General features: G+C 68.7%; 17 protein-coding genes. 12 read left to right on the top strand and 5 right to left on the bottom strand.

What is annotated here, in order from left to right:
• Positions 1-129: 129 nt before the first annotated feature.
• From G6N61_RS18880 to G6N61_RS18870, 3 genes are read right to left on the bottom strand one after another with little or no spacing between them, the layout of a single operon-like run.
• On the bottom strand, positions 130-1776 hold the full coding sequence (locus tag G6N61_RS18880; RefSeq protein WP_163924929.1) for a glycosyltransferase family 87 protein: 1647 nt from the start codon (positions 1774-1776) through the stop codon (positions 130-132).
• A 47-nt stretch (positions 1777-1823) separates the two neighbouring features.
• Positions 1824-4367, bottom strand: a complete 2544-nt coding sequence (locus G6N61_RS18875; protein WP_163919895.1) for a transglycosylase domain-containing protein — start codon at positions 4365-4367, stop codon at positions 1824-1826.
• Positions 4360-4791 (bottom strand): DUF5318 domain-containing protein, encoded by a 432-nt coding sequence (locus G6N61_RS18870; RefSeq protein ID WP_163919894.1) that lies wholly within the window; start codon positions 4789-4791, stop codon positions 4360-4362. The genes G6N61_RS18875 and G6N61_RS18870 overlap by 8 nt, the downstream gene beginning before the upstream one ends.
• A 111-nt stretch (positions 4792-4902) precedes the next feature.
• Between G6N61_RS18870 and G6N61_RS18865 the strand changes: the two genes are divergently transcribed.
• From G6N61_RS18865 to G6N61_RS18855, 3 genes are all read left to right on the top strand, one after another.
• Complete coding sequence (locus G6N61_RS18865) at positions 4903-5778, top strand: DUF1707 SHOCT-like domain-containing protein (protein WP_163919893.1); 876 nt, start codon at positions 4903-4905, stop codon at positions 5776-5778.
• Positions 5779-6011: 233 nt separating this feature from the next.
• Complete coding sequence (locus G6N61_RS18860) at positions 6012-6560, top strand: PadR family transcriptional regulator (protein WP_163919892.1); 549 nt, start codon at positions 6012-6014, stop codon at positions 6558-6560.
• A 45-nt stretch (positions 6561-6605) separates the two neighbouring features.
• On the top strand, positions 6606-7691 hold the full coding sequence (locus G6N61_RS18855; protein WP_163919891.1) for an inositol-3-phosphate synthase: 1086 nt from the start codon (positions 6606-6608) through the stop codon (positions 7689-7691).
• A gap of 48 nt (positions 7692-7739) precedes the next feature.
• Here the strand turns inward: G6N61_RS18855 and G6N61_RS18850 are convergent, their stop codons facing one another.
• Positions 7740-8945: an enhanced intracellular survival protein Eis gene (locus G6N61_RS18850; RefSeq protein WP_163919890.1), complete on the bottom strand. Its 1206-nt coding sequence runs from the start codon at positions 8943-8945 to the stop codon at positions 7740-7742.
• Positions 8946-9011: 66 nt separating this feature from the next.
• On the opposite strand from G6N61_RS18850, the gene G6N61_RS18845 reads away from it, so the two are divergent.
• The 8 genes from G6N61_RS18845 (at position 9012) to G6N61_RS18810 (ending at position 17022) form a co-directional block, all read left to right on the top strand.
• Entirely contained in the window at positions 9012-9908 is an 897-nt protein-coding gene (locus G6N61_RS18845) for an Rv0045c family esterase (protein ID WP_163919889.1), read from the top strand.
• A gap of 40 nt (positions 9909-9948) precedes the next feature.
• Positions 9949-10089, top strand: coding sequence for a hypothetical protein (locus G6N61_RS18840; RefSeq protein ID WP_170314478.1), 141 nt, complete (start codon positions 9949-9951; stop codon positions 10087-10089).
• A gap of 146 nt (positions 10090-10235) precedes the next feature.
• Positions 10236-12311 (top strand): PhoX family protein, encoded by a 2076-nt coding sequence (locus G6N61_RS18835; RefSeq protein ID WP_163919888.1) that lies wholly within the window; start codon positions 10236-10238, stop codon positions 12309-12311.
• A 36-nt stretch (positions 12312-12347) separates the two neighbouring features.
• Positions 12348-13151 carry an LLM class F420-dependent oxidoreductase gene (locus tag G6N61_RS18830; protein ID WP_163919887.1) on the top strand — a complete coding sequence of 268 codons (804 nt, stop codon included), beginning with the start codon at positions 12348-12350 and terminating at the stop codon, positions 13149-13151.
• Positions 13152-13225: 74 nt separating this feature from the next.
• Positions 13226-13903 (top strand): GntR family transcriptional regulator, encoded by a 678-nt coding sequence (locus tag G6N61_RS18825; RefSeq protein ID WP_163919886.1) that lies wholly within the window; start codon positions 13226-13228, stop codon positions 13901-13903.
• A gap of 124 nt (positions 13904-14027) precedes the next feature.
• Entirely contained in the window at positions 14028-15752 is a 1725-nt protein-coding gene (locus G6N61_RS18820; protein WP_235887653.1) for an ABC transporter substrate-binding protein/permease, read from the top strand.
• Positions 15749-16507 (top strand): amino acid ABC transporter ATP-binding protein, encoded by a 759-nt coding sequence (locus G6N61_RS18815; RefSeq protein WP_163919884.1) that lies wholly within the window; start codon positions 15749-15751, stop codon positions 16505-16507. Before G6N61_RS18820 ends, G6N61_RS18815 begins: the two co-directional genes overlap by 4 nt.
• 50 nt (positions 16508-16557) lie before the next feature.
• Positions 16558-17022 (top strand): MarR family winged helix-turn-helix transcriptional regulator, encoded by a 465-nt coding sequence (locus G6N61_RS18810; protein WP_163919883.1) that lies wholly within the window; start codon positions 16558-16560, stop codon positions 17020-17022.
• 15 nt (positions 17023-17037) lie between these two features.
• Here G6N61_RS18810 and ggh read toward each other — a convergent pair whose 3' ends face one another.
• On the bottom strand, positions 17038-18378 hold the full coding sequence (ggh, locus tag G6N61_RS18805; RefSeq protein WP_163919882.1) for a glucosylglycerate hydrolase: 1341 nt from the start codon (positions 18376-18378) through the stop codon (positions 17038-17040).
• 57 nt (positions 18379-18435) lie between these two features.
• Here ggh and G6N61_RS18800 point away from each other — a divergent pair, with 57 nt between their 5' ends.
• On the top strand, positions 18436-19101 hold the full coding sequence (locus G6N61_RS18800; protein ID WP_163919881.1) for an SDR family oxidoreductase: 666 nt from the start codon (positions 18436-18438) through the stop codon (positions 19099-19101).
• The last annotated feature ends 1 nt before the right edge of the window (position 19102 follow it).

Below are 19102 nucleotides of genomic sequence, written 5' to 3'. Positions count from 1 at the left end.
GAAACCTCATCACCTCCTGTGGTCATGTACGGCCACGGACAATCCGTGGCAGGAGTATCGCCTGCGTCGGCAACCTGCCCAGGTTACACAGGGGGCCGCTGACCAGCCAAATCCATGCTGGTCGCAGCGCTAGGACCCGCCGACCGGGGCGGGCTCGGCGGCGTCGACGTGCTCCGCGGGCGGCGCCGTGCGCGCCTGAGCGGGCCGCAGCCGGTCGGGCCACCGCGACGGGAACGCGTCCGGTGCGCGGTCGAACACGCCGCCGGAGGGATCGTCGATGCGGCCGCGCCACCGGACCAGGTCCTCTTCCGGACGGTAGATCTGCCGGATCACCAACGCGCACAACGCGATCACGGCGACGTCGCGCAGCAGGACCGTCGTCGTGAACACCTCCTGGGGTAGGCCCATGTTCTGCTCCCCGTAGAGGAACAGCATTCGGGGGATCCACACCAGGGCGTCGATCGTCATCCACGCCAACAGGATTCGACGATGCGGCAGAGCCAGGGCGGCCAGCGGCACCAGCCACAGCGAGTACTGCGGACTCCACACCTTGTTCGTCAGCAGGAACGCCGCCACCACGAGGAAGACCAGCTGCGCGAGACGCGGACGCTGCTTGGCGGTCAGGCCGACGTAGGCGATCGCCGCGCAGCAGATGGCGAACAGCACCGCCGTCACGCCGTTGAGCACGGTCGGCGGTTCCCAGAAGCCCAGGCCGGGATCGAAGCCACGCCACCCGGTGAACGACTTGATCACGTTGTAGATGGAGTCCATGTCGTCGCCGCGACGGGTGTTGAGCCGGAAGAACTCCGACCACCCCCGCGGGAACAGCACCATGATCGGCAGGTTGACCGCCACCCACGTCACGACCGTCACGAGCACCGTCTTGCCGACGTCGCGCACCCGGCCCGACCGCACTCCGAGGATCACCAACGGCAGCAGGAGCAGCAGCGGATAGAGCTTGAGTGCCACGCCGATGCCGATCAGCGCACCGGCCAGCACCGGCTTCTTCCGCGACCACGCCAGCAGCGCGCCCATCGCAGCCGCGGTGGCCAACGCGTCGAAGTTGGTGAAGATCTGGAAGATCAGCAGCGGCGAGGCCGCCACCACCGCGGCGTCCCAGGGCCGCCGACCCGCCAGCCGCGACGTCGCCCACACCGTCGCCAGCCAGGCCAGCGCGAGACCGAACGCGGCGATGTTGAAGAACATCACCACCTCGGCGACGATCGGCATCGACACCAGCTTCGTCAGCGCGGTGTAGCTCTTCGCCAGCGTCATCGACACGTACTGATAGAGCCCCGTCAGCACCGGATACTCCATGTACCGCACCGCAGGCGAGCCGTCGTACTGCACGTGCGGTCGGCCGTCGCCGTCCTTCTCGATCCAGCTCGACTTGTACGGGAACTTCCCAAGACTCAGCAGTTCCGCGGTGTACAGCGGCACGGTGTCCGAGTAGCAGAGTTCGTAGTAGGCGCGCTGGTTCTCCCACACCGCGACCCGCTGATCGGCGGTCCCGGTATCGGTCGACTGCAGGCAAGCGGCCTTCGTCGAATAGCCGAGGGCCATGAACAGCAGCGCGATCGCAATCATCACGCGCAACGGCGTCAGGAACCGCGACCGCCCGATCAGCGCGTGCTTGCCGACCGGGCCGCCGACCAGACCGGACAGCGCACGGACCGTGACGTCATTGCGGCTGGGCAGGTCTCGGACGTCGTCACTGCGCGTGTCTTCGGCCAGCGGAGCTGGCGAAACAGCCTGAGCAAGCGGTGCCGGCGAGATGGTGTCAGCGCTGTCGTCGTCCACCGACCGGTTCGGGTCGGCACCCGTCACGGCGGCGGAGGCAGTGCGGGAACCGGAGCGCCGGGTGGGGGTCCGGGGACCAGTGGGCCGCCGCCCGGGGGCGGAGGTGCGTTCGGGTCGACGCCGACGGGACCTGGCGGCGGCGCCGTCACGGTGGTCGGCGGGCCGAACGGGATCGTGATGCCCGGCGCGATCTCCAGCGTCGGCTGGATGACGCTCTCCGACGGGGGCGGCGGCGTGGTGACGACCGCGGTGCTCGACGGCGGCGCCTGCACCGGCGCCTGCGGGACACCTGCGTAGCCACCGATCTCGGTCGGCTTCGGGAAGGTCTCCTCGTCCGTGCCCTCGAGGGCGCCGTCCATCGTCTCCTTCCAGATGTCGGAAGGAAGGCCCGATCCGTACACCGGCGACCCGTACTGGTTCACCAGCGGCCTGGTCCCGTCGGTGGTGCCGACCCAGACCGCAGTCGACAGCGACGGCGTGAACCCGACCATCCAGGCGTCGCGGTTGGCGCCGGTGTCACCGAGCTGGTTGGTGCCCGTCTTCGCCGCCGACGGCCGTCCGCCGGCGAGGTTGTGACCGTTGGAGTAGCCGGCGATCGGCTGCATCGCGGAGGTGACGTTGTCGGCCACCGCCTTGTCGATCCGCTGCTCGCCCGCGTTGTCCTGCTCGGCGGCGTCGAAGAGGACCTTGCCCTCGGAGTTGACGACCCGTTGCACGAAGTGCGGGCGGTGATAGACGCCCGACGCGGCGAGCGTGGCGTACGCCGACGCCATGTCGATCACGCGGGACTGGTACTGGCCGAGCACGACGCCGTTGTTCGGCGGGCCGCCCTGGCCGTCCTCGCTGAGCGTGTGCTCGATGCCGGGGATGCTCTCAGCGACACCCGCTGCGTGCGCCGCGTCGGCGACGTCCTGCGGGCCGTTCTTCAGCTTCAGCATCAGCCGGTAGTAGCTGGTGTTCAGCGAGCGCTTCAACGCCTCGGCGATGCTGCACGTTCCGCAGCCGCCGCCTTCGACGTTGTTGATCGTGATGCCGTTGACGGTCACCGGCGAGCTGTCGATCTGGGACCCCAGCCCGATGCCCTGCTGCAACGCCGCGACGAGCGCGAAGACCTTGAACGACGAGCCCGTCGGCAGACCGGCCTGGGCGAAGTCGAAGCCATTGGCGTCCGAGCCGCCGTAGTAGGCCTTCACCGCGCCGGACCTGGGGTCGATGGACACGACCGCCGAGCGCATCTCCGGCATCTGGCCGTCGAGGTTCTCGGCCACTGCCTCCTCGGCGGCCCGCTGCGCCTTCGGGTCGATCGTCGTGGTGATCTGCAGACCTTCGGTGTTGAGGGTCTGCTCGTCGATGTCGAAGAGTTCGAGTAGCTCCTTGGTGACCTGCCGCTCGATCAACCCGTTGGGCCCGGTGGTCTGCGTCTGCTGGGTCGCCTGCTCGGGTGGCACCGTCGGCGGGAACACCTGCGCGGCGCGGTCGGCCTCCGACAACGCACCCATCGTGACCATGCCGTCGAGCACCCAGTTCCACCGCTCCGCGGCGCCCTCGGGGTCGACGGCCGGGTCCAGCGTCGACGGACGCTGGATCAGCGCGGCCATCAGCGCACCCTCGGCGACGTTCAACTGTTCGACGGGCTTGCCGAAGTAGGCCTGCGAGGCGGCGGCGATGCCGTAGGAGCCGCGGCCGAAGTAGATGATGTTGAGGTAGGACTGCAGCACGGCGTCCTTGGACCACTCGCGCGACATCTTCGTCGAGATGACGAGTTCCTTGGCCTTGCGGACGACGCCGCCCAGGCCGGATCGCGCATCGCCCACGAGCGCGTTCTTGACGTACTGCTGGGTGATCGTCGACCCGCCCTGCAGGTCGCCGCCGAAGATGTTGTTCTTGAACGCGCGGGCGAAGCCGGTGAACGAGAACCCCGGGTTGGTGTAGAAGTCACGGTCCTCGGCGGCCATCGCCGCGTCGCGGACGTGCACGGGGATCTGGTCGATGTCCACGTCGACGCGGTTGCCCTCGGGCGGCACGATGCGCGCCAGTTCGCTGCCGTCGCTCGCCAGGATCGTCGAGACCTGCGCGGTGCGGATGTCGCCCGGCTTGGGCACCTCGACGATGAAGTAGGCCATCGCGAACGTGACGATCGGCAGCAGGATCGCCATGACCGCGGCCACGCCCAGACCGCGGCGCACCCACTTCCAATTGACCTGCCGCTTGGGGCCGGGCGTCTTGCCCGACGGGCCGCCCGGTCCGCCTCCGCCGCCTGGCGGGCCGGTCGGCGGCTGCTTGGGCGGCTTGCCGTCCAGCGCAGCCTTGACGACGTCGATCGGATCGCGATGACGCGGATCGGGGGCGTTGCCGCGCACCGGTGGGAGCACCGCGGTGCGACGGTCGTCGGGTGTGGCCGGGCCGCCGTGGCGCCGCGGAGGCTGCGGCGGCGCCTGCCGGGGCTGCGGGCGGGGGCCTGGACCAGGACCTGCGGAGTGGCGGGGCGGGAGCGGCCCGGCACCGTCAGCCGATGACCCCTTGGGGACGTCGCCGGCCGACCTGTGCTGCCGCCCTTCGCTATTCACTGGCCGTGCGCGCGCCGGAGCGCGCCGCTCGTGAGCCGCGTGCGTTCTTCGCCTTCGGCGGGCCTGGGGCGCCGAGCACGTACGACTTGACCAGGTGATTCCAGCTGCAGGTGCGGCACACCTCGACCACGTGGACCTTGAACTCCTCGAAGCGCGCTGCCAGGAGCACCAGCTCCTCGGTGGAGCGCGCGGACCCGGAGACGGCGCCGAGATGGTCGCCGAACACCCAGGACACCAGCGTGAGCTGTTCCTTCCGGCAGATCGGGCACGTCACCTCGCTTTGCTTGCCATGGAATTTCGCTGCGCGCAGCAGGTAGGGGTTCGCGTCGCAGACCTCGGTGACGCCGGTGCGCCCGGAGTACACCTCTGCGAGCAGGGACCGCCGCTTGAGCGCGTAGTCCACCACCTGTCGCTGCAATCGCACGTGGACCAGAGTACGTCGGGGCGTCCACGGCGGAGGCGCGGCCGTGCACGCGCCACCCCGGTTTGGCATCTGGTCTGCGCAGATGGGCTGCGAACTCCTACGATCTTGTCCGTGGCGACGCGTCAGACAGCACATACCCGGGCCAAGGACACCGATCGCAACAACACCTGCCAGGTGTTGGACAGCGCACTCGCGGACGGGCAGCTCTCCATGGAGGAGCACCGCACCCGGGTGGGCCTTGCGACGACCGCGGCCACGCTCGGCGACCTGCAGTCCCTCGTCGACGACCTGCAGAACGACAATGCCCCGGTTCAGATGCCCCACCTGCAGAAGCCTTCGCGGGTGCGGGCGGCCGGCGCGGGTGCGGGCCCGGGCTGGGGGCTGCGCGTCGCGACCGCGGCCGTGCTCGTCGTGCTCGGCATCGCGATCGGCTGGGGGTTGTACGGCAACACGTCGTCGCCGTTGAGCTTTCAGACCGACCCGGGAGCCAAGTCCGACGGGATAGACGGGAAGGTGCTGACGCCGCCCAGACAGTTGCAGTCCCTCGGCGGCCTGAACGGACTCTTCGAGCAGATGCGCCAACGGTTCGGTGACACCGTGGGCTACAGCCTCGTCGTCTACCCGGAGTACGCCGTCGTCGCGCGCGCCGATCCCAACGACGAGCGCCGGACGCTGCGCTACACCTACCGCGGCGGGTTCGACGATCCCTCGACCTCGGCCACCGGTGAGGACGACGTGCTCGTCGACCTCGCGGCGTTCGACGTGGTGAAGGCCGTCGAACTCCTTCGTGGGGCGCCCCAGACCACCGGCATGAACCCGGCCGACGTCAAGCGGGAGAACACTTACCTGACCGTCGATCCCGCGCGCGAACCCGTCACCCCGGGAGAACTCACCCTGCGGGCGAACGTCTCCAGCGAGTTCGGCAACGGGTCGATCACGTTCGGCGCCAACGGCGAAATCAAGGGCATCGACTACGCGGACGACTAGTCCGTACTGACCCCAGCGTGACTCCAGCGTCACGCTCGACTTCCCACGTGACTCCAGCGTCACGCTCGCGCTTGCGCACGCCGATCCGGGACAACTTCGCGGCGTCGAGGTGAACACAATCTGAACTGAACGTGTCCCCGCTATAGCGCCACATATATCGGCGCGATACAGTTGCGCGAGGTGTCGAGCTGTCGTAGCGGCTCAACCACGCGAAATCCGAGGGGGTGATTCGAGTGCTGGAACTAGCCGTTCTGGGGCTACTGCTCGAATCGCCGATGCACGGCTACGAGTTGCGCAAGCGGCTGACGGGCCTGCTCGGGGCCTTCCGCGCCTTCTCCTACGGTTCGCTCTACCCCGCTCTGCGCCGCATGCAGGCCGACGGGTTGATCGTCGAGGAGGCCGCACCCGTCGGAGCCGTCAAGGTCCGTCGGGCACGCCGGGTCTACAAGCTCTCCGACGCGGGCAAGCAGCGCTTCGCCGAGCTGGTCGCCGACACGGGACCGCAGAACTACACCGACGACGGCTTCGGCGTGCACCTGGCGTTCTTCAACCGAACGCCAGCCGAAGCTCGCATGCGCATCCTCGAAGGCCGTCGCAGGCAGGTCGAGGAACGACGGGAAGGTCTGCGTGAAGCCGTCGCGCGGGCCAGCAGTTCGTTCGACCGGTACACCAAGCAGCTGCATCAGCTCGGCTTGGAGTCCAGCGAGCGAGAAGTGAAGTGGCTCAACGACTTGATCGCCGCCGAACGGGGGGCCCAAGGCCACCCCGAAGGCAGCTCGTAGCACCCGAATCAGAACCGAAGATCAGTACCGAGAAGGAGAAGTCCCATGTCGAACGAGGTTCGCGTCGCGATTGTCGGCGTAGGTAACTGCGCGTCCTCGCTGGTCCAAGGTGTGCAGTACTACCAGGACGCAGACGAGAACGCCAACGTCCCCGGCCTGATGCACGTCAAGCTGGGCCCGTACCACATCCGCGACGTCAAGTTCGTCGCCGCGTTCGACGTGGACGCCAAGAAGGTCGGCTTCGACCTGTCCGAGGCGATCTTCGCTTCGGAGAACAACACGATCAAGATCGCAGACGTACCGCCGACCGACGTGACGGTGCAGCGCGGCCCGACCCTCGACGGCATCGGCAAGTACTACGCCGAGACCATCGACCTGTCCGACTCCGATCCGGTCGACGTCGTCAAGGCGCTCAAGGATGCGAACGTCGACGTGCTGGTGTCCTACCTTCCGGTGGGCTCCGATGACGCCGACAAGTTCTACGCCCAGTGCGCAATCGACGCCGGCGTGGCGTTCGTCAACGCGCTCCCCGTGTTCATCGCCTCGGACCCGGTGTGGGCCAAGAAGTTTGCCGACGCCGGCGTGCCGATCGTCGGCGACGACATCAAGAGCCAGGTCGGTGCCACCATCACCCACCGCGTGATGGCCAAGCTGTTCGAGGACCGCGGCGTCACGCTCGACCGGACCTACCAGCTGAACGTCGGCGGCAACATGGACTTCAAGAACATGCTCGAGCGCGAGCGTCTGCAGTCCAAGAAGGTCTCCAAGACCCAGGCCGTGACGTCCAACCTGACCGGCTCGCTGGCCGACAAGATCGAGGACCGCAACGTCCACATCGGTCCGTCGGACCACGTCGCGTGGCTCGACGACCGCAAGTGGGCCTACGTCCGCCTCGAGGGCCGCGCCTTCGGCGACGTGCCGCTGAACCTCGAGTACAAGCTCGAGGTGTGGGACTCGCCGAACTCGGCAGGCATCATCATCGACGCGGTCCGTGCGGCGAAGATCGCGCTGGACCGTGGCATCGGCGGACCGATCGAGGCCGCCTCGGCGTACCTGATGAAGAGCCCGCCGAAGCAGCTGGCCGACGACATCGCGCGCACGCAGCTCGAGAAGTTCATCGCAGGCGAGTGAATTGTGGAGTATCTCCCGCGGTGAGCGCGGGAGATACTCCACAAAACGCTAGAACCCGAAGCCGATCTGGGCCGGGACCTCTGAGGCGAACGCGGCGTCCAACCGCTCGATGAGTCGGACGTCGTTGCACTGCAGCCGTCCAGCCGCGGCGAACGTCGACGCCCGATGCGCGCCGAGGTACAGACTGCCCAGCACCGACAGATCCGTCGTGACGTCGGGCTCGGCGTCGGTACGCCCGCAGCGGGCTCGGCCGTCGGCAACCTCCAGCGCGAATCGGCCACCGCCGCCCAGTGATTCGTCGGACACGTCGAGCACCACCCGCACGTCCGCGGAGTAGGTGCGCGCCTCGAGAACCGCGGGCACGTCGTGGATGCGCAGCCACAGCCCGTCCTCGCGGCCGGTGACTCGAACCAGCCGGGCGTCGGTCAGCAGGTACGGCAGCAACTCGCCGGGCGGCGCCTGCACGGTGACCGTGTCCATCAGGTCCATGCCGATCAGCGTCCGCCACAGCGCGACGTAGGCGTCTACCGTCACGGCCGCGAACTTGGTGACGTGCAACGACTTTCGCTCGCCTTCGCCGTGCACGCGGTAGAAGACGAAGCCGTCGTCGTGCAGCAGGACGAAGAACGGGCTGCCGCCGTTGCGCGCGGACTCGCGGTCGGCGAACACTTCGTCCCAGAGCTGGGGTGGCGTGAACAGCCCGCCCGGCGTGCGCAGTCGCCAGCGCTCGTAGATCTCCTCCAGCCGGCCACGCTGCTCCGCGGGCCGGACGATCCGGACGCCACCGGGGTCGGGCACACCGGCGTGGAAGCCGACCGTGCGGGTGTCGACGCTGAGTGACTCGTCGACGCTTGCGGGCCCGTAACCGAAGCGGCCGTAGATGCCGCCTTCCGATGCCTCGAGACCGGCGATGGGATAGGACGACCCGGCCATACGCTCGTGCAGTTCCGCGAACAGCTTGCGCAGCACCCCGCGTCGGCGGTGCGTCGGTGACACGCAGACCCAGGACACCCCGGCCATCGGCAGGACCGCGCCACCGGGCACGGTCAGCCGCAGATCGAGATACAGCGCCATGCCGACGACGTCACTCCCGTCGCGCGCGATCACGGCGCCACCGGCCGGAATCAACGACCGCCACATGGCGGTCGCCTCGTGCTGACGAACGGCCCCGAAGCAGGTGGCTGCGAGCAGCGCCATGGCATCCCAATCGGAGTCCTCGGCGCTGCGGACCGTCAGCTCGGTCGGATCGGACATGAACCCGACGGTGGCACAGCAGGACCGCGGTCGCATTCCATTTTTCGCGCTTTGTAGTGTCGAGCGATGGCGGAGATCTCGGACGACGAACTGCTCTCACTCGACGAGTTCGGGCTGCTGTCCGAGAACGCCGAACAGATCGGCGCCGAGGCGATCCTGCCCGTCGAACGAATCGAGTCCGGCCCGATCAGCGCGCTGCGGTGGGGCGGCGACTCCCCCGCGATCGTCTTCCTGCACGGCGGCGGCCAAAACGCGCACACGTGGGACACCGTCATCCTCGGGCTCGGTCTGCCCGCTCTCGCGATCGACCTGCCCGGACACGGACGGTCGGCCTGGCGGGAGGACGGCGACTACGGTCCGAAGCTCAACGCCGAGACACTGCGACCCATCCTGCGCGACTGGGCACCGGCCCCGCGCCTGGTCGTGGGCATGTCGCTGGGCGGGCTGACCGCGCTGCGCCTCGCCGCCACCGAACCCGCGCTGGTACCCGAACTCGTACTCGTCGACGTCACCCCGTCGGCCCCGGAACGACACGAGGAGATGACCAAGGCGCAACTCGGCGCCGTTGCCCTGGTCAAGGGTGACCGCACCTTCGACAGCTTCGAGGCGATGCTCGACGTGACCGTCGCCGCCGCCCCGAACCGTGACCGGAAGTCGTTGCGGCGCGGCGTGTTCCACAACACCAAGCAGCTCGACGACGGCACCTGGACGTGGCGCTACGACTCGTTCCGCAAGGGTGACGGGTTCGAAGGACTGTGGGACGACGTCCCATCGATCACGATGCCGACCACCCTGGTGCGGGGCGCCAACTCGTTCTTCGTCAACGACGAGGACGCCGAGGCGTTCGCCAACGGCGCACCCGGCTTCAAGACGACCCACGTCGTCCCCGACGCCGGACACTCCGTCCAGGGCGATCAGCCCAGGGCGCTGGTCGACATCCTCCGCGGCGTACTCGCGGGCTGAGGATTGGTTGGTCGGCGACCGAATCGGGTAGCCGCCGACCATGACTGCACCAGCAGAACCAGCAGAACCGTTGACTCCCGCCGAGACGCCCGAGCGCCTCACACCGCAGGAGGTCCCCGAACGCCTGGTGCCGGTGGATCCGCCGGAACCCGCACCTGCCACCGAGCCGGGCCCCGCCTGAGGCTCGCCCCCGTCACACCCCCCGTCGCTTCGCTCGCCCCCGTCCGTTCACCCAATCGTTGGCGAATGCTTCCCTGGCGTCGTTAGGTTCACGAATGACGCGGCCACAGCCCTGGCCGCGTCGATTCGCGAAAGGAACCATCGACGATGGCGCTCGTCCCACTCAATCTGCTGATCTCGCACAACGGCCGATCCTCGCGGCAGCACATCACGTGTCGCTACAAGTGCGGCGACGCCTGCTCGAAGCCCGCACCCAACACCAGTGACAACGAGTACTTCGGCGACATCGTCAAGCGGATGTCGCGTCGCTCTGTGCTGCAGACCGCCGGCGTCACCGTGCTCGCCGTCGGCGCCGGTTCCGTGCTGGCCGCCTGCTCCACCGGCAGCGATGCGCCCCAGGCGTCGTCGTCCACGACGGCCGCACCGCCCGAGACGCTGCCCGGCATGAAGTTCGACGCGGTGGCTCCCAACAGCGAAGACGCCGTCGTCATCCCCTCGGGGTATCAGCAGGGCGTCGTCATCAGCTGGGGTGACCCGGTGCTGCCCGGCGCACCCGTCTTCGACGTCGCGAAGCAGACCGCCGCCGCGCAGCGCCAGCAGTTCGGCTTCAACAACGACTTCGCGGCCGTGATGCCGATCGAGGGACAGCCCGGTCGGTACCTGCTGGTCAACAACTTCGAGTACGTCACCCCGCAGTTCATGTTCCCGGGCTACGACGCCAAGGCTCCGACGCGCGAGCAGTTCGACATCGAGATCGCCGCGATCGGCATGGGCGTCGTCGAACTCGAGCGCACACCCCAGGGCGGCCTGCGTCCGGTGATGGGCCGCTACAACCGGCGCATCACCGCCGACACCCCGTTCACCCTGACCGGACCCGCCGCGGGCACCGACTTCGTCAAGACCGCCGCCGACCCCACGGGCCGCACCGTTGCGGGCACCTTCGCCAACTGCGCAGGCGGCGTCACCCCGTGGGGCACCGTGCTCTCCGGCGAGGAGAACTTCCACAGCTACTTCGGTGCGGCCGAGGGCGCACCCGCGCCGAACAAGGTGGACGCCGACCGGCAGGACCGCTACGGCGTGGCACTCGAGCCCACCGAATTGCTCTGGGAGACATTCGATCCCCGCTTCGACGTGTCGAAGTCACCGAATGAGGTCAACCGCTTCGGATACGTCGTCGAACTCAACCCGTGGGACCCGAACTCCACGCCGCTCAAGCACTCCGCGATGGGCCGGCTCAAGCACGAGGGCGCCAACATCTACGTCACCGACGACGGCAGCGTGGTCGCCTACACCGGCGACGACGAACGCTTCGACTACATGTACAAGTTCGTGTCCAGCAAGAAGATTCAGCCCGGCCGCGATGGTGCCGCGATGGCCAACAACATGGCGATCCTCGACGAGGGCACGCTGTACGTCGCCAAGCTCGGCAGCGACATCCCCGCAGCGGAGATCGACGGCTCCGGCAAGCTGCCCGCCAAGGGCTCGTTCGCTGGCACCGGCACGTGGCTGCCGCTGCTGAAGTCGGGCCCAGGCGGCCAGGCCGAGTCGCTGGTCGACGGGTTCACCGCCCAGGAGGTCGCGGTGTTCACCCGGATGGCCGCCGACAAGGCGGGCGCCACCAAGATGGACCGACCCGAGGACTTCGAGGCCAACCCGAAGACCGGCAAGGTGTACGTCGCGCTCACCAACAACGACGAACGCGGCGCGCCCGGTGAGGCTGCCGTCGACGCGGCCAACCCCCGCAACGACAACAAGAGCGGCCAGGTCCTCGAGATCACCGACGACCACACCGGCACCGCCTTCACCTGGGACCTGCTGCTGGTGTGTGGCGACCCCGCCGCGGCCGACACGTACTTCGCCGGCTTCGACAAGACCAAGGTCAGCCCGATCTCCTGCCCCGACAACCTCGCGTTCGACAGCCACGGCAACCTGTGGGTCTCGACCGACGGCAACGCGCTCGACTCCAACGACGGGCTGTTCGCCGTCGCGCTCGACGGACCCAACCGCGGCGAGACCAAGCAGTTCCTCTCCGTGCCGCTGGGCGCCGAGACGTGCGGGCCCGTCGTGACCGACGACTTCGTCACGGTGTCCGTGCAGCACCCCGGCGAGAACGACGACAACAGCATCGACAACCCGCTGTCGCGGTGGCCCGAGGGCGGCAACGGCACGGCGCGCCCATCGGTGGTGGCGGTGTGGCGCGACGGCGGCAACATCGGCGTCTGAGTGCTCGCCGAGCAGAGAACGGGTATGAGTTGAACCATGACCTCTCCTGACTTCCCGGTCCGCGTCGCGGTCCAGCTGCAGCCTCAGCACTCGCCCAACTACGGCCTGATGCGTGACGCCGTCCGTCGCGCCGAGGACATCGGCGTCGACGTCGCCTTCAACTGGGATCACTTCTTCCCGCTGTACGGCGACCCCGAGGGTGCGCACTACGAGTGCTGGACGATGCTCGGCGCGTGGGCGGAGCAGACATCGCGCATCGAGATCGGCGCGTTGGTGAGCTGCAACTCCTACCGCAACCCCGAGCTGCTCGCCGACATGGCGCGCACCGTCGACAACATCTCCGACGGCAGGCTGATCCTGGGCATCGGATCGGGCTGGAAGGAGAAGGACTACGACGAGTACGGCTACGAGTTCGGTACCGCAGGCAGCCGTCTGAACGATCTCGCAGCGGCGCTACCGCGCATCACCTCCCGGCTGGGCAAGCTGAATCCCCAACCGGTGCGCGACATCCCGATCCTCATCGGCGGCCAGGGCGAGAAGAAGACGCTGCGGATGGTGGCCGAGTACGCCCACATCTGGCACGGCTTCACCGACGCCAGCACCTACCCCGCCAAGGCCGAGGTGCTCGACGCCCACTGCGCCGACCTGGGTCGCGACCCGGCGGCGATCGAGCGCTCGTCGGGCGTGCCGGAGAAGAGCGTCGAGCAGATGATCGAGGGCGCCGAGTCGCTCGTCGGCCTCGGCGTCACGCTGCTGACCATGGGCGTCAACGGCCCCGACTACGACCTCGCGCCCGCCGAGGCGCTGGTCAAGTGGCGCGACGACAGGGCGAAGGGCTAACCCCTACGGCGGTTCTCGCGATCCGTCCGGACCGCCCCCGCACGACGTGTCAGCGTGAGACACTTCGGATCGCCATGCCCAAGAAGTACGGCGTCAAAGAGAAGGACCTGGTGGCCGCCCACGTGGTGACACTGGTCCTGACGGGCAAACTGCGCTCCGGGGACCGGATCGACCGCAATGAGATCGCCGACGAACTCGCGCTCAGCCGAGTTCCCGTGCAGGAGGCTCTGGTTCAGCTGGAGCGTGACGGGGTCGTCTCGACGCGTTACCACCGCGGCGCCTACGTGGAACGGTTCGACGAGCGCGCCGTCCGCGAGCACCACGAGCTGTACGGCGTCCTCAACGGGATCGCCTCGGCGCGGGCGGCCGACGACCCGACCGTCGACTTCACCGACCGGCTGGCCGGGTTCCTCGCCGGCCTGCGCGCCGGCGTGGAGTCCAAGGGCTTCGGCGCGGACGCCGTCGGGTTCCGCCGCGCCGTCAACGACCAGTACGCCGGCCCTCGCCTGCAGGCGGCGATCCGCGCGTCGACGACGTTGATGCCGCCCACGTTCTGGCCGACGTACTTCGCCCACCAGGAACGGCTGCTGCCGTTCTACGAGTCCGAGTTCGCCGCGATCGTCGGCCACGACCCCGCCCCAGCGCGCCGCGCCTGCGAGGAACGCGCCACCGTCATGGGTCAGATCATGCTGACCGAACTGATCCGGCGCCGGGTCATCCCCCCGTCGCCCAACGGCGACCTTTCGTTCTGAACGAGCCGGACCCTTTGGCCCGCGTGCGAGCGACCGCTACGTTTCTGGGATGACACGCGACGGGATCTCCAAATCCGCCGTCCTGCTCCTCGTCGTCGCGACGGTGTTCGGCCTCGGCTTCGGCATGGCGCCGGCCGCACGCGCCGACCAGTGCGCGCCGCCCGGGATCCAGAGCGCGAGCGCCCTGCCCACGAACCTGGCCGCCGCCGCACAGGGACCGGGGGCCGACAAGTACACCACCGCGGGCGCCCCGCCGATCGACTCCGTCGACGTCAACGGCCTAGGTCTGCAGACCCCCGGCGTCCTCACCGTCGGCACCCTGTCCGACGCGCCGCCGAGCATCTGCATCGACTCCGCCGGCCAGTTCACCGGCTTCGACAACGAGGTCCTGCGCGCCATCGCCGACAAGCTCGGCCTGCGCGTCGACTTCGTCGGCACCGACTTCTCGGGGCTGCTCGCCCAGGTGGCGTCGCGACGCTTCGACGTCGGCTCCTCGTCGATCACCACCACCGACGCGCGCCGCCAGACGGTCGGCTTCACCAACGGCTACGACTTCGGCTACTTCTCCCTCGTCGTGCCGAGCGGGTCGGCGATCAAGGGCTTCGGCGACCTCGCCGCCGGCCAGCGGATCGGCGTCGTGCAGGGCACCGTCCAGGAGGCCTACGTCGTCGACACCCTGGGCCTCGACCCGGTCAAGTTCCCCGACTACAACACCGTCTACGGCAGCCTCAAGACCCGGCAGATCGACGCATGGGTGGCGCCGTCGCAGCAGGCGCAGGGCACCGTGCAGCCGGGCGACCCGACCGAGATCATCGAGAACACCTTCAGCCTCGACAACTTCGTCGCCTACGCGGTGGCCAAGGAGAACAAGCCGCTGATCGACGCGCTCAACGCGGGCCTCGACGCTGTGATCGCCGACGGGACGTGGGCGCGGCTGTACACCGACTGGGTGCCGCGCGCGCTGCCGCCGGGCTGGAAACCCGGGTCGAAGGCCGCGCCGGAACCGCAACTGCCCGACTTCACCGCGCTCGCGGCCGAGAGCGCCGAAACCGCGGGCGATCCGGGCGCACCACCACCGCCGAAATCCACGCTGTCGCAACTGAAGGACACGTTCCTCGACTGGGACCTCTACAAGCAGGCAATTCCCGACCTGTTCAAGACCGGCCTGCCGAACACCCTGATCCTCACGTTCGCCGCGAGCATCATCGGCATCGTCCTCGGCATGGGGCTCGCGATGGCCGGCATCTCGAAGACCCGTTGGCTGCGCTGGCCCGCCCGCATCTACACCGACGTGTTCCGCGGCCTGCCCGAGGTCGTCATCATCCTGCTGATCGGCCTCGGCATCGGACCCGTCGTGAGCCCACTCACCGGCAACAACCCCTACCCGCTGGGCATCGCGGCGCTCGGTCTGATGGCCGGCGCCTACATCGGGGAGATTTTCCGCTCCGGCATCCAGAGCGTCGAGGCCGGACAGTTGGAGGCCTCGCGCGCACTGGGATTCAGCTACTCGTCGTCGATGCGGCTGGTCGTCGTGCCCCAAGGGATCCGGCGGGTGCTGCCTGCGCTGGTGAACCAGTTCATCTCACTGCTCAAGGCATCGTCGCTGGTGTACTTCCTCGGACTCATCGCCAGCCAACGCGAACTGTTCCAGGTGGGCCGCGACCTCAACGCGCAGACCGGCAACCTGTCCCCGCTGGTCGCCGCCGGGCTGTTCTACCTCGCGCTGACGATCCCGCTGACCCACCTCGTCAACTACATCGACGACCGGCTGCGCCGCGGCCGGACGCAGACCGAACCCGACGACCCGCTCGACCCCGCCAACCCGATGCGAAACCAGGAGATGGTGTGAGCACCAACGAGACGAAGTCCACCGCGTTCGAACCGGTGTCGTTGGCCGCGACCGACATTCACCTGGCGTTCGGTCCGAACGCGGTGCTGCGCGGCGTGGACCTCGACGTGCCTGCAGGCACCACCGCGGCGGTGATCGGCCCGTCCGGCTCCGGGAAGTCGACGCTGCTGCGCACGCTCAACCGGCTCTACGAACCGGATCAGGGCGACATCCTGCTCGACGGCCGATCGGTGCTCGCCGACAATCCCGACCACGTCCGCCAGCGCATCGGCATGGTGTTCCAGAACTTCAACCTGTTCCCGCACCGCAGCGTGCTCGACAACGTGACGCTGGGGCCCCTCAAGCTCAAGGGCCTCGGCAAGGAGCAGTCACGCGAACTGGGCCTGGCGCAGTTGGAGCGAGTCGGGTTGCGGCACAAGGCCGAAGTGCGGCCCGGCACGCTGTCGGGTGGTCAGCAGCAGCGCGTGGCGATCGCGCGGGCGCTGGCGATGGCACCCCAGGTGATGTTCTTCGACGAGGCGACCTCAGCGCTCGATCCCGAATTGGTCAAGGGCATCCTGGCGCTGATCGCCGACCTCGCGGCCGACGGCATGACGATGGTGGTGGTCACCCACGAGATGGGCTTCGCCAGGTCGACGGCCGACTCCGTGGTGTTCATGGATCATGGCCGCGTCGTCGAATCCGGTCCGCCAGATCAAATCTTCGAGTCCGCGGAAACCGACAGGCTTCGCCAGTTCCTGTCGCAGGTGCTCTAAACCGCGATCTTCAGCTGCTGACAGCCCCTGACAGGTTAGACTAGCGAATTATGGTCGACACCGAACCGCAGGTCACTGAGCTGGCTGGAGAGATGCAACAGGTGCTCTCCAAGCTGTTCTCCGTCCTGCGGCGCACGGGCGGAGCACCCAAGGGCGACGCCGAGGGTGCCGACCTCACATTGGCGCAGCTGTCGATCCTGCTGACGCTGCTGGACCTGGGCCCGATCCGCATGACCGAACTGGCCGCGCACGAGCGCGTCCGGACGCCCACCACCACCGTGGCGATCCGCCGGCTCGAGAAACTCGGCCTGGTGAAGCGCTCGCGCGACCCATCCGATCTGCGCGCCGTGCTCGTCGACGTGACGCCGCGGGGCCTCGTTCAGCACCGCGAGGCGCTGGCGACCCGACGGGCGGCGCTCGCAGCGATGCTGAGCAAGCTCAGCGTCGAGGACCGCGATTGCCTCGCCAAGGCGCTGGCGCCGCTCACCCGCCTCGCCGAGACCGCCGAGCCCTGAGGCTCGAATCCTCGCTCAGCCCAACCAGTCCAGCACCGCAGCGGCGGTCCACGACTGCTGCATGGAGCCCAACGGCTCGCCGGTGAACGGCTCGTAGTACTCGGCGAACGTGCCGTCACTGGCTTGGCGCAGACCTTCGCGGCGCAGCACCGCCGCCCGTTCGGCCCACCCGCGCCGCGCGAAGCACCACGAGAACAGCCAGCCCACCACCGGCCACACCGGGCCGCGCCAGTACTCGCGCGCCCGGAAGTCCCGCGACACCGGTGACGTCGACGGGATGAGGCCGTACTCGAGATCCGGATGCCCGCAGAATCGTGGGCCTTCGAGCAGGCGCAACAGCGCGCGTTCCCGGTCGTGCGGCAGGCCACCGCACAGCAGCGGGGCGAACTGCGCGACGGTCTCCGTCTGGATCCACTTCTCGGTGCGGGTGTCGTAATCCCTTGCGGCACCGGTGCGTTGATCGGCTGCCTCGACGACGCCCATCCGGAACCGTTCGGCCCACGCGTACAGGTCGCGAACGTCGGCGTGCGGGCGCTTGTAGTCCTCGCCGATCTCGGCGAGCACCGTGCACGCCACCGACAGGATCGCCGAGACGAAGACGTCCTCCACCGCGAAGCTCATCGCCTTCGGCAGCAGCACGTCGTCGTAGCGCGCGGACTTCATCTCCTCGAGCAGCCACAGGTAGCGGTCGTACTCGAGATCGGACGGTCGCTGGCTGGCGTCGGTGTTGACCTTGTTGTCCTCGCGCTCGTACGGCGGCACGTCGCCGGGGACGACGTTGGCGTACGAGCTGTCCCAGCGCGGCGAGTTGTCCATCCCGGACTCCCACCCGTGGTACAGCGTCACCCTGCCGCGCTCGTTCGGATCCCGCGCCTCGGCCAGCCAGCGGTGCCAGCGCACCAGATCCGACCAGCGCCGGTCGAGGAACGACTCGGCCACCGCCCTGGTCGAGCGGCCGCGGGTGCGTGCGTGATCGAGGATGCGCTGCACCGCGATCGCATGCACCGGCGGCTGGGTGATGCCGGAGGTGTGGCGGTTCGTCGGGGCGTTCGGCGTCAGCGACGCACACGCCCAGCGGGCAGGCCCGGGGAAGTACCCGTCGACGCCGTTGGCGAAGACGATGTGCGGGATCATGCCGTTGTGCCACTGCGCCGAGAGCAGGGTGTCGAGTTCGACGACGGCCCGCTCCACGCTCAGCGGAGCGAGCCCGATCGCCACGAACGCGGCGTCCCAGCTCCACATGTGCGGGTACAGCAGCGGCGCCGCGGTCGTCATCGTGCCCAGGTCGTTGCCGCGCAGCAGATAGGCGGCGCGGGCCGCGAGCTGGGTGGGCGCGAACGTCGGATCAGGGGGCATCGCCGTCAATCATGCGACGGGACGGCGAGGCTTGCAGAACTAGGTAACGTCCCTCGTGTGCCTACCGCGATGATCACGGGTGCTTCGGCCGGCCTTGGCAAGGCCATCGCCGCGGCCCTCGCCCCCACTCACACCCTGTTCCTGGCGGGCCGGCCGTCGCATCGGCTCGACGAGGTCGCCGAGCTGTACGGCGCGACGACCTGGCCGATCGACCTGGCCGACACCGGTGACGTCGAGACCGTCGTCGAACCCATCACCGAGCTCGACGTGCTGGTGCACAACGCCGGCGTCGCCTATCCAGGGCGCGTGGCCGAGACCGTTCCCGAGCAGTGGCGGGCCACACTCGAGGTCAACGTCGTCGGCGCGGTCGCGCTCACGCTGGCGCTGCTTCCCGCGCTGCGGGCCGCGGGCGGGCACGTCGTGTTCATCAACTCGGGCTCCGGCATCAACGCCTCCCCCGGGTTGGCGTCGTACTCGGCGAGCAAGTTCGCGCTGCGGTCCTTCGCGGACTCGCTGCGGGCCGACGAGCGGGACCTGCGCGTCACCTCGATCCACCCCGGCCGCATCGACACCGACATGCAACGCGACCTCATCGCCTACGAGGAGCGCGACTACGAGCCCGAGCAGTTCCTGCGCGCGGACACCGTGGCGGCGGCGGTCGCGCAGGCGGTGGCCACCCCGCCCGACGCGCACGTCCACGAAGTCATCATCCGGCCGCGGTGAC

This window comes from Mycolicibacterium arabiense (assembly GCF_010731815.2).
Taxonomy (GTDB): domain Bacteria; phylum Actinomycetota; class Actinomycetes; order Mycobacteriales; family Mycobacteriaceae; genus Mycobacterium; species Mycobacterium arabiense.
This window is presented reverse-complemented; position numbering and strand designations above follow the sequence as displayed.

What these genes read in the sequence shown, in the direction of transcription:
- G6N61_RS18855 (WP_163919891.1), top strand. Translation starts at nt 6,606, where the DNA reads ATGTCGAACGAGGTTCGCGTCGCGATTGTCGGCGTAGGTAACTGCGCG.
- G6N61_RS18850 (WP_163919890.1), bottom strand. Translation starts at nt 8,945, where the DNA reads ATGTCCGATCCGACCGAGCTGACGGTCCGCAGCGCCGAGGACTCCGAT.
- G6N61_RS18845 (WP_163919889.1), top strand. Translation starts at nt 9,012, where the DNA reads ATGGCGGAGATCTCGGACGACGAACTGCTCTCACTCGACGAGTTCGGG.
- G6N61_RS18840 (WP_170314478.1), top strand. Translation starts at nt 9,949, where the DNA reads ATGACTGCACCAGCAGAACCAGCAGAACCGTTGACTCCCGCCGAGACG.
- G6N61_RS18835 (WP_163919888.1), top strand. Translation starts at nt 10,236, where the DNA reads ATGGCGCTCGTCCCACTCAATCTGCTGATCTCGCACAACGGCCGATCC.
- G6N61_RS18830 (WP_163919887.1), top strand. Translation starts at nt 12,348, where the DNA reads ATGACCTCTCCTGACTTCCCGGTCCGCGTCGCGGTCCAGCTGCAGCCT.
- G6N61_RS18825 (WP_163919886.1), top strand. Translation starts at nt 13,226, where the DNA reads ATGCCCAAGAAGTACGGCGTCAAAGAGAAGGACCTGGTGGCCGCCCAC.
- G6N61_RS18820 (WP_235887653.1), top strand. Translation starts at nt 14,028, where the DNA reads ATGGCGCCGGCCGCACGCGCCGACCAGTGCGCGCCGCCCGGGATCCAG.
- G6N61_RS18810 (WP_163919883.1), top strand. Translation starts at nt 16,558, where the DNA reads ATGGTCGACACCGAACCGCAGGTCACTGAGCTGGCTGGAGAGATGCAA.
- ggh (WP_163919882.1), bottom strand. Translation starts at nt 18,378, where the DNA reads ATGCCCCCTGATCCGACGTTCGCGCCCACCCAGCTCGCGGCCCGCGCC.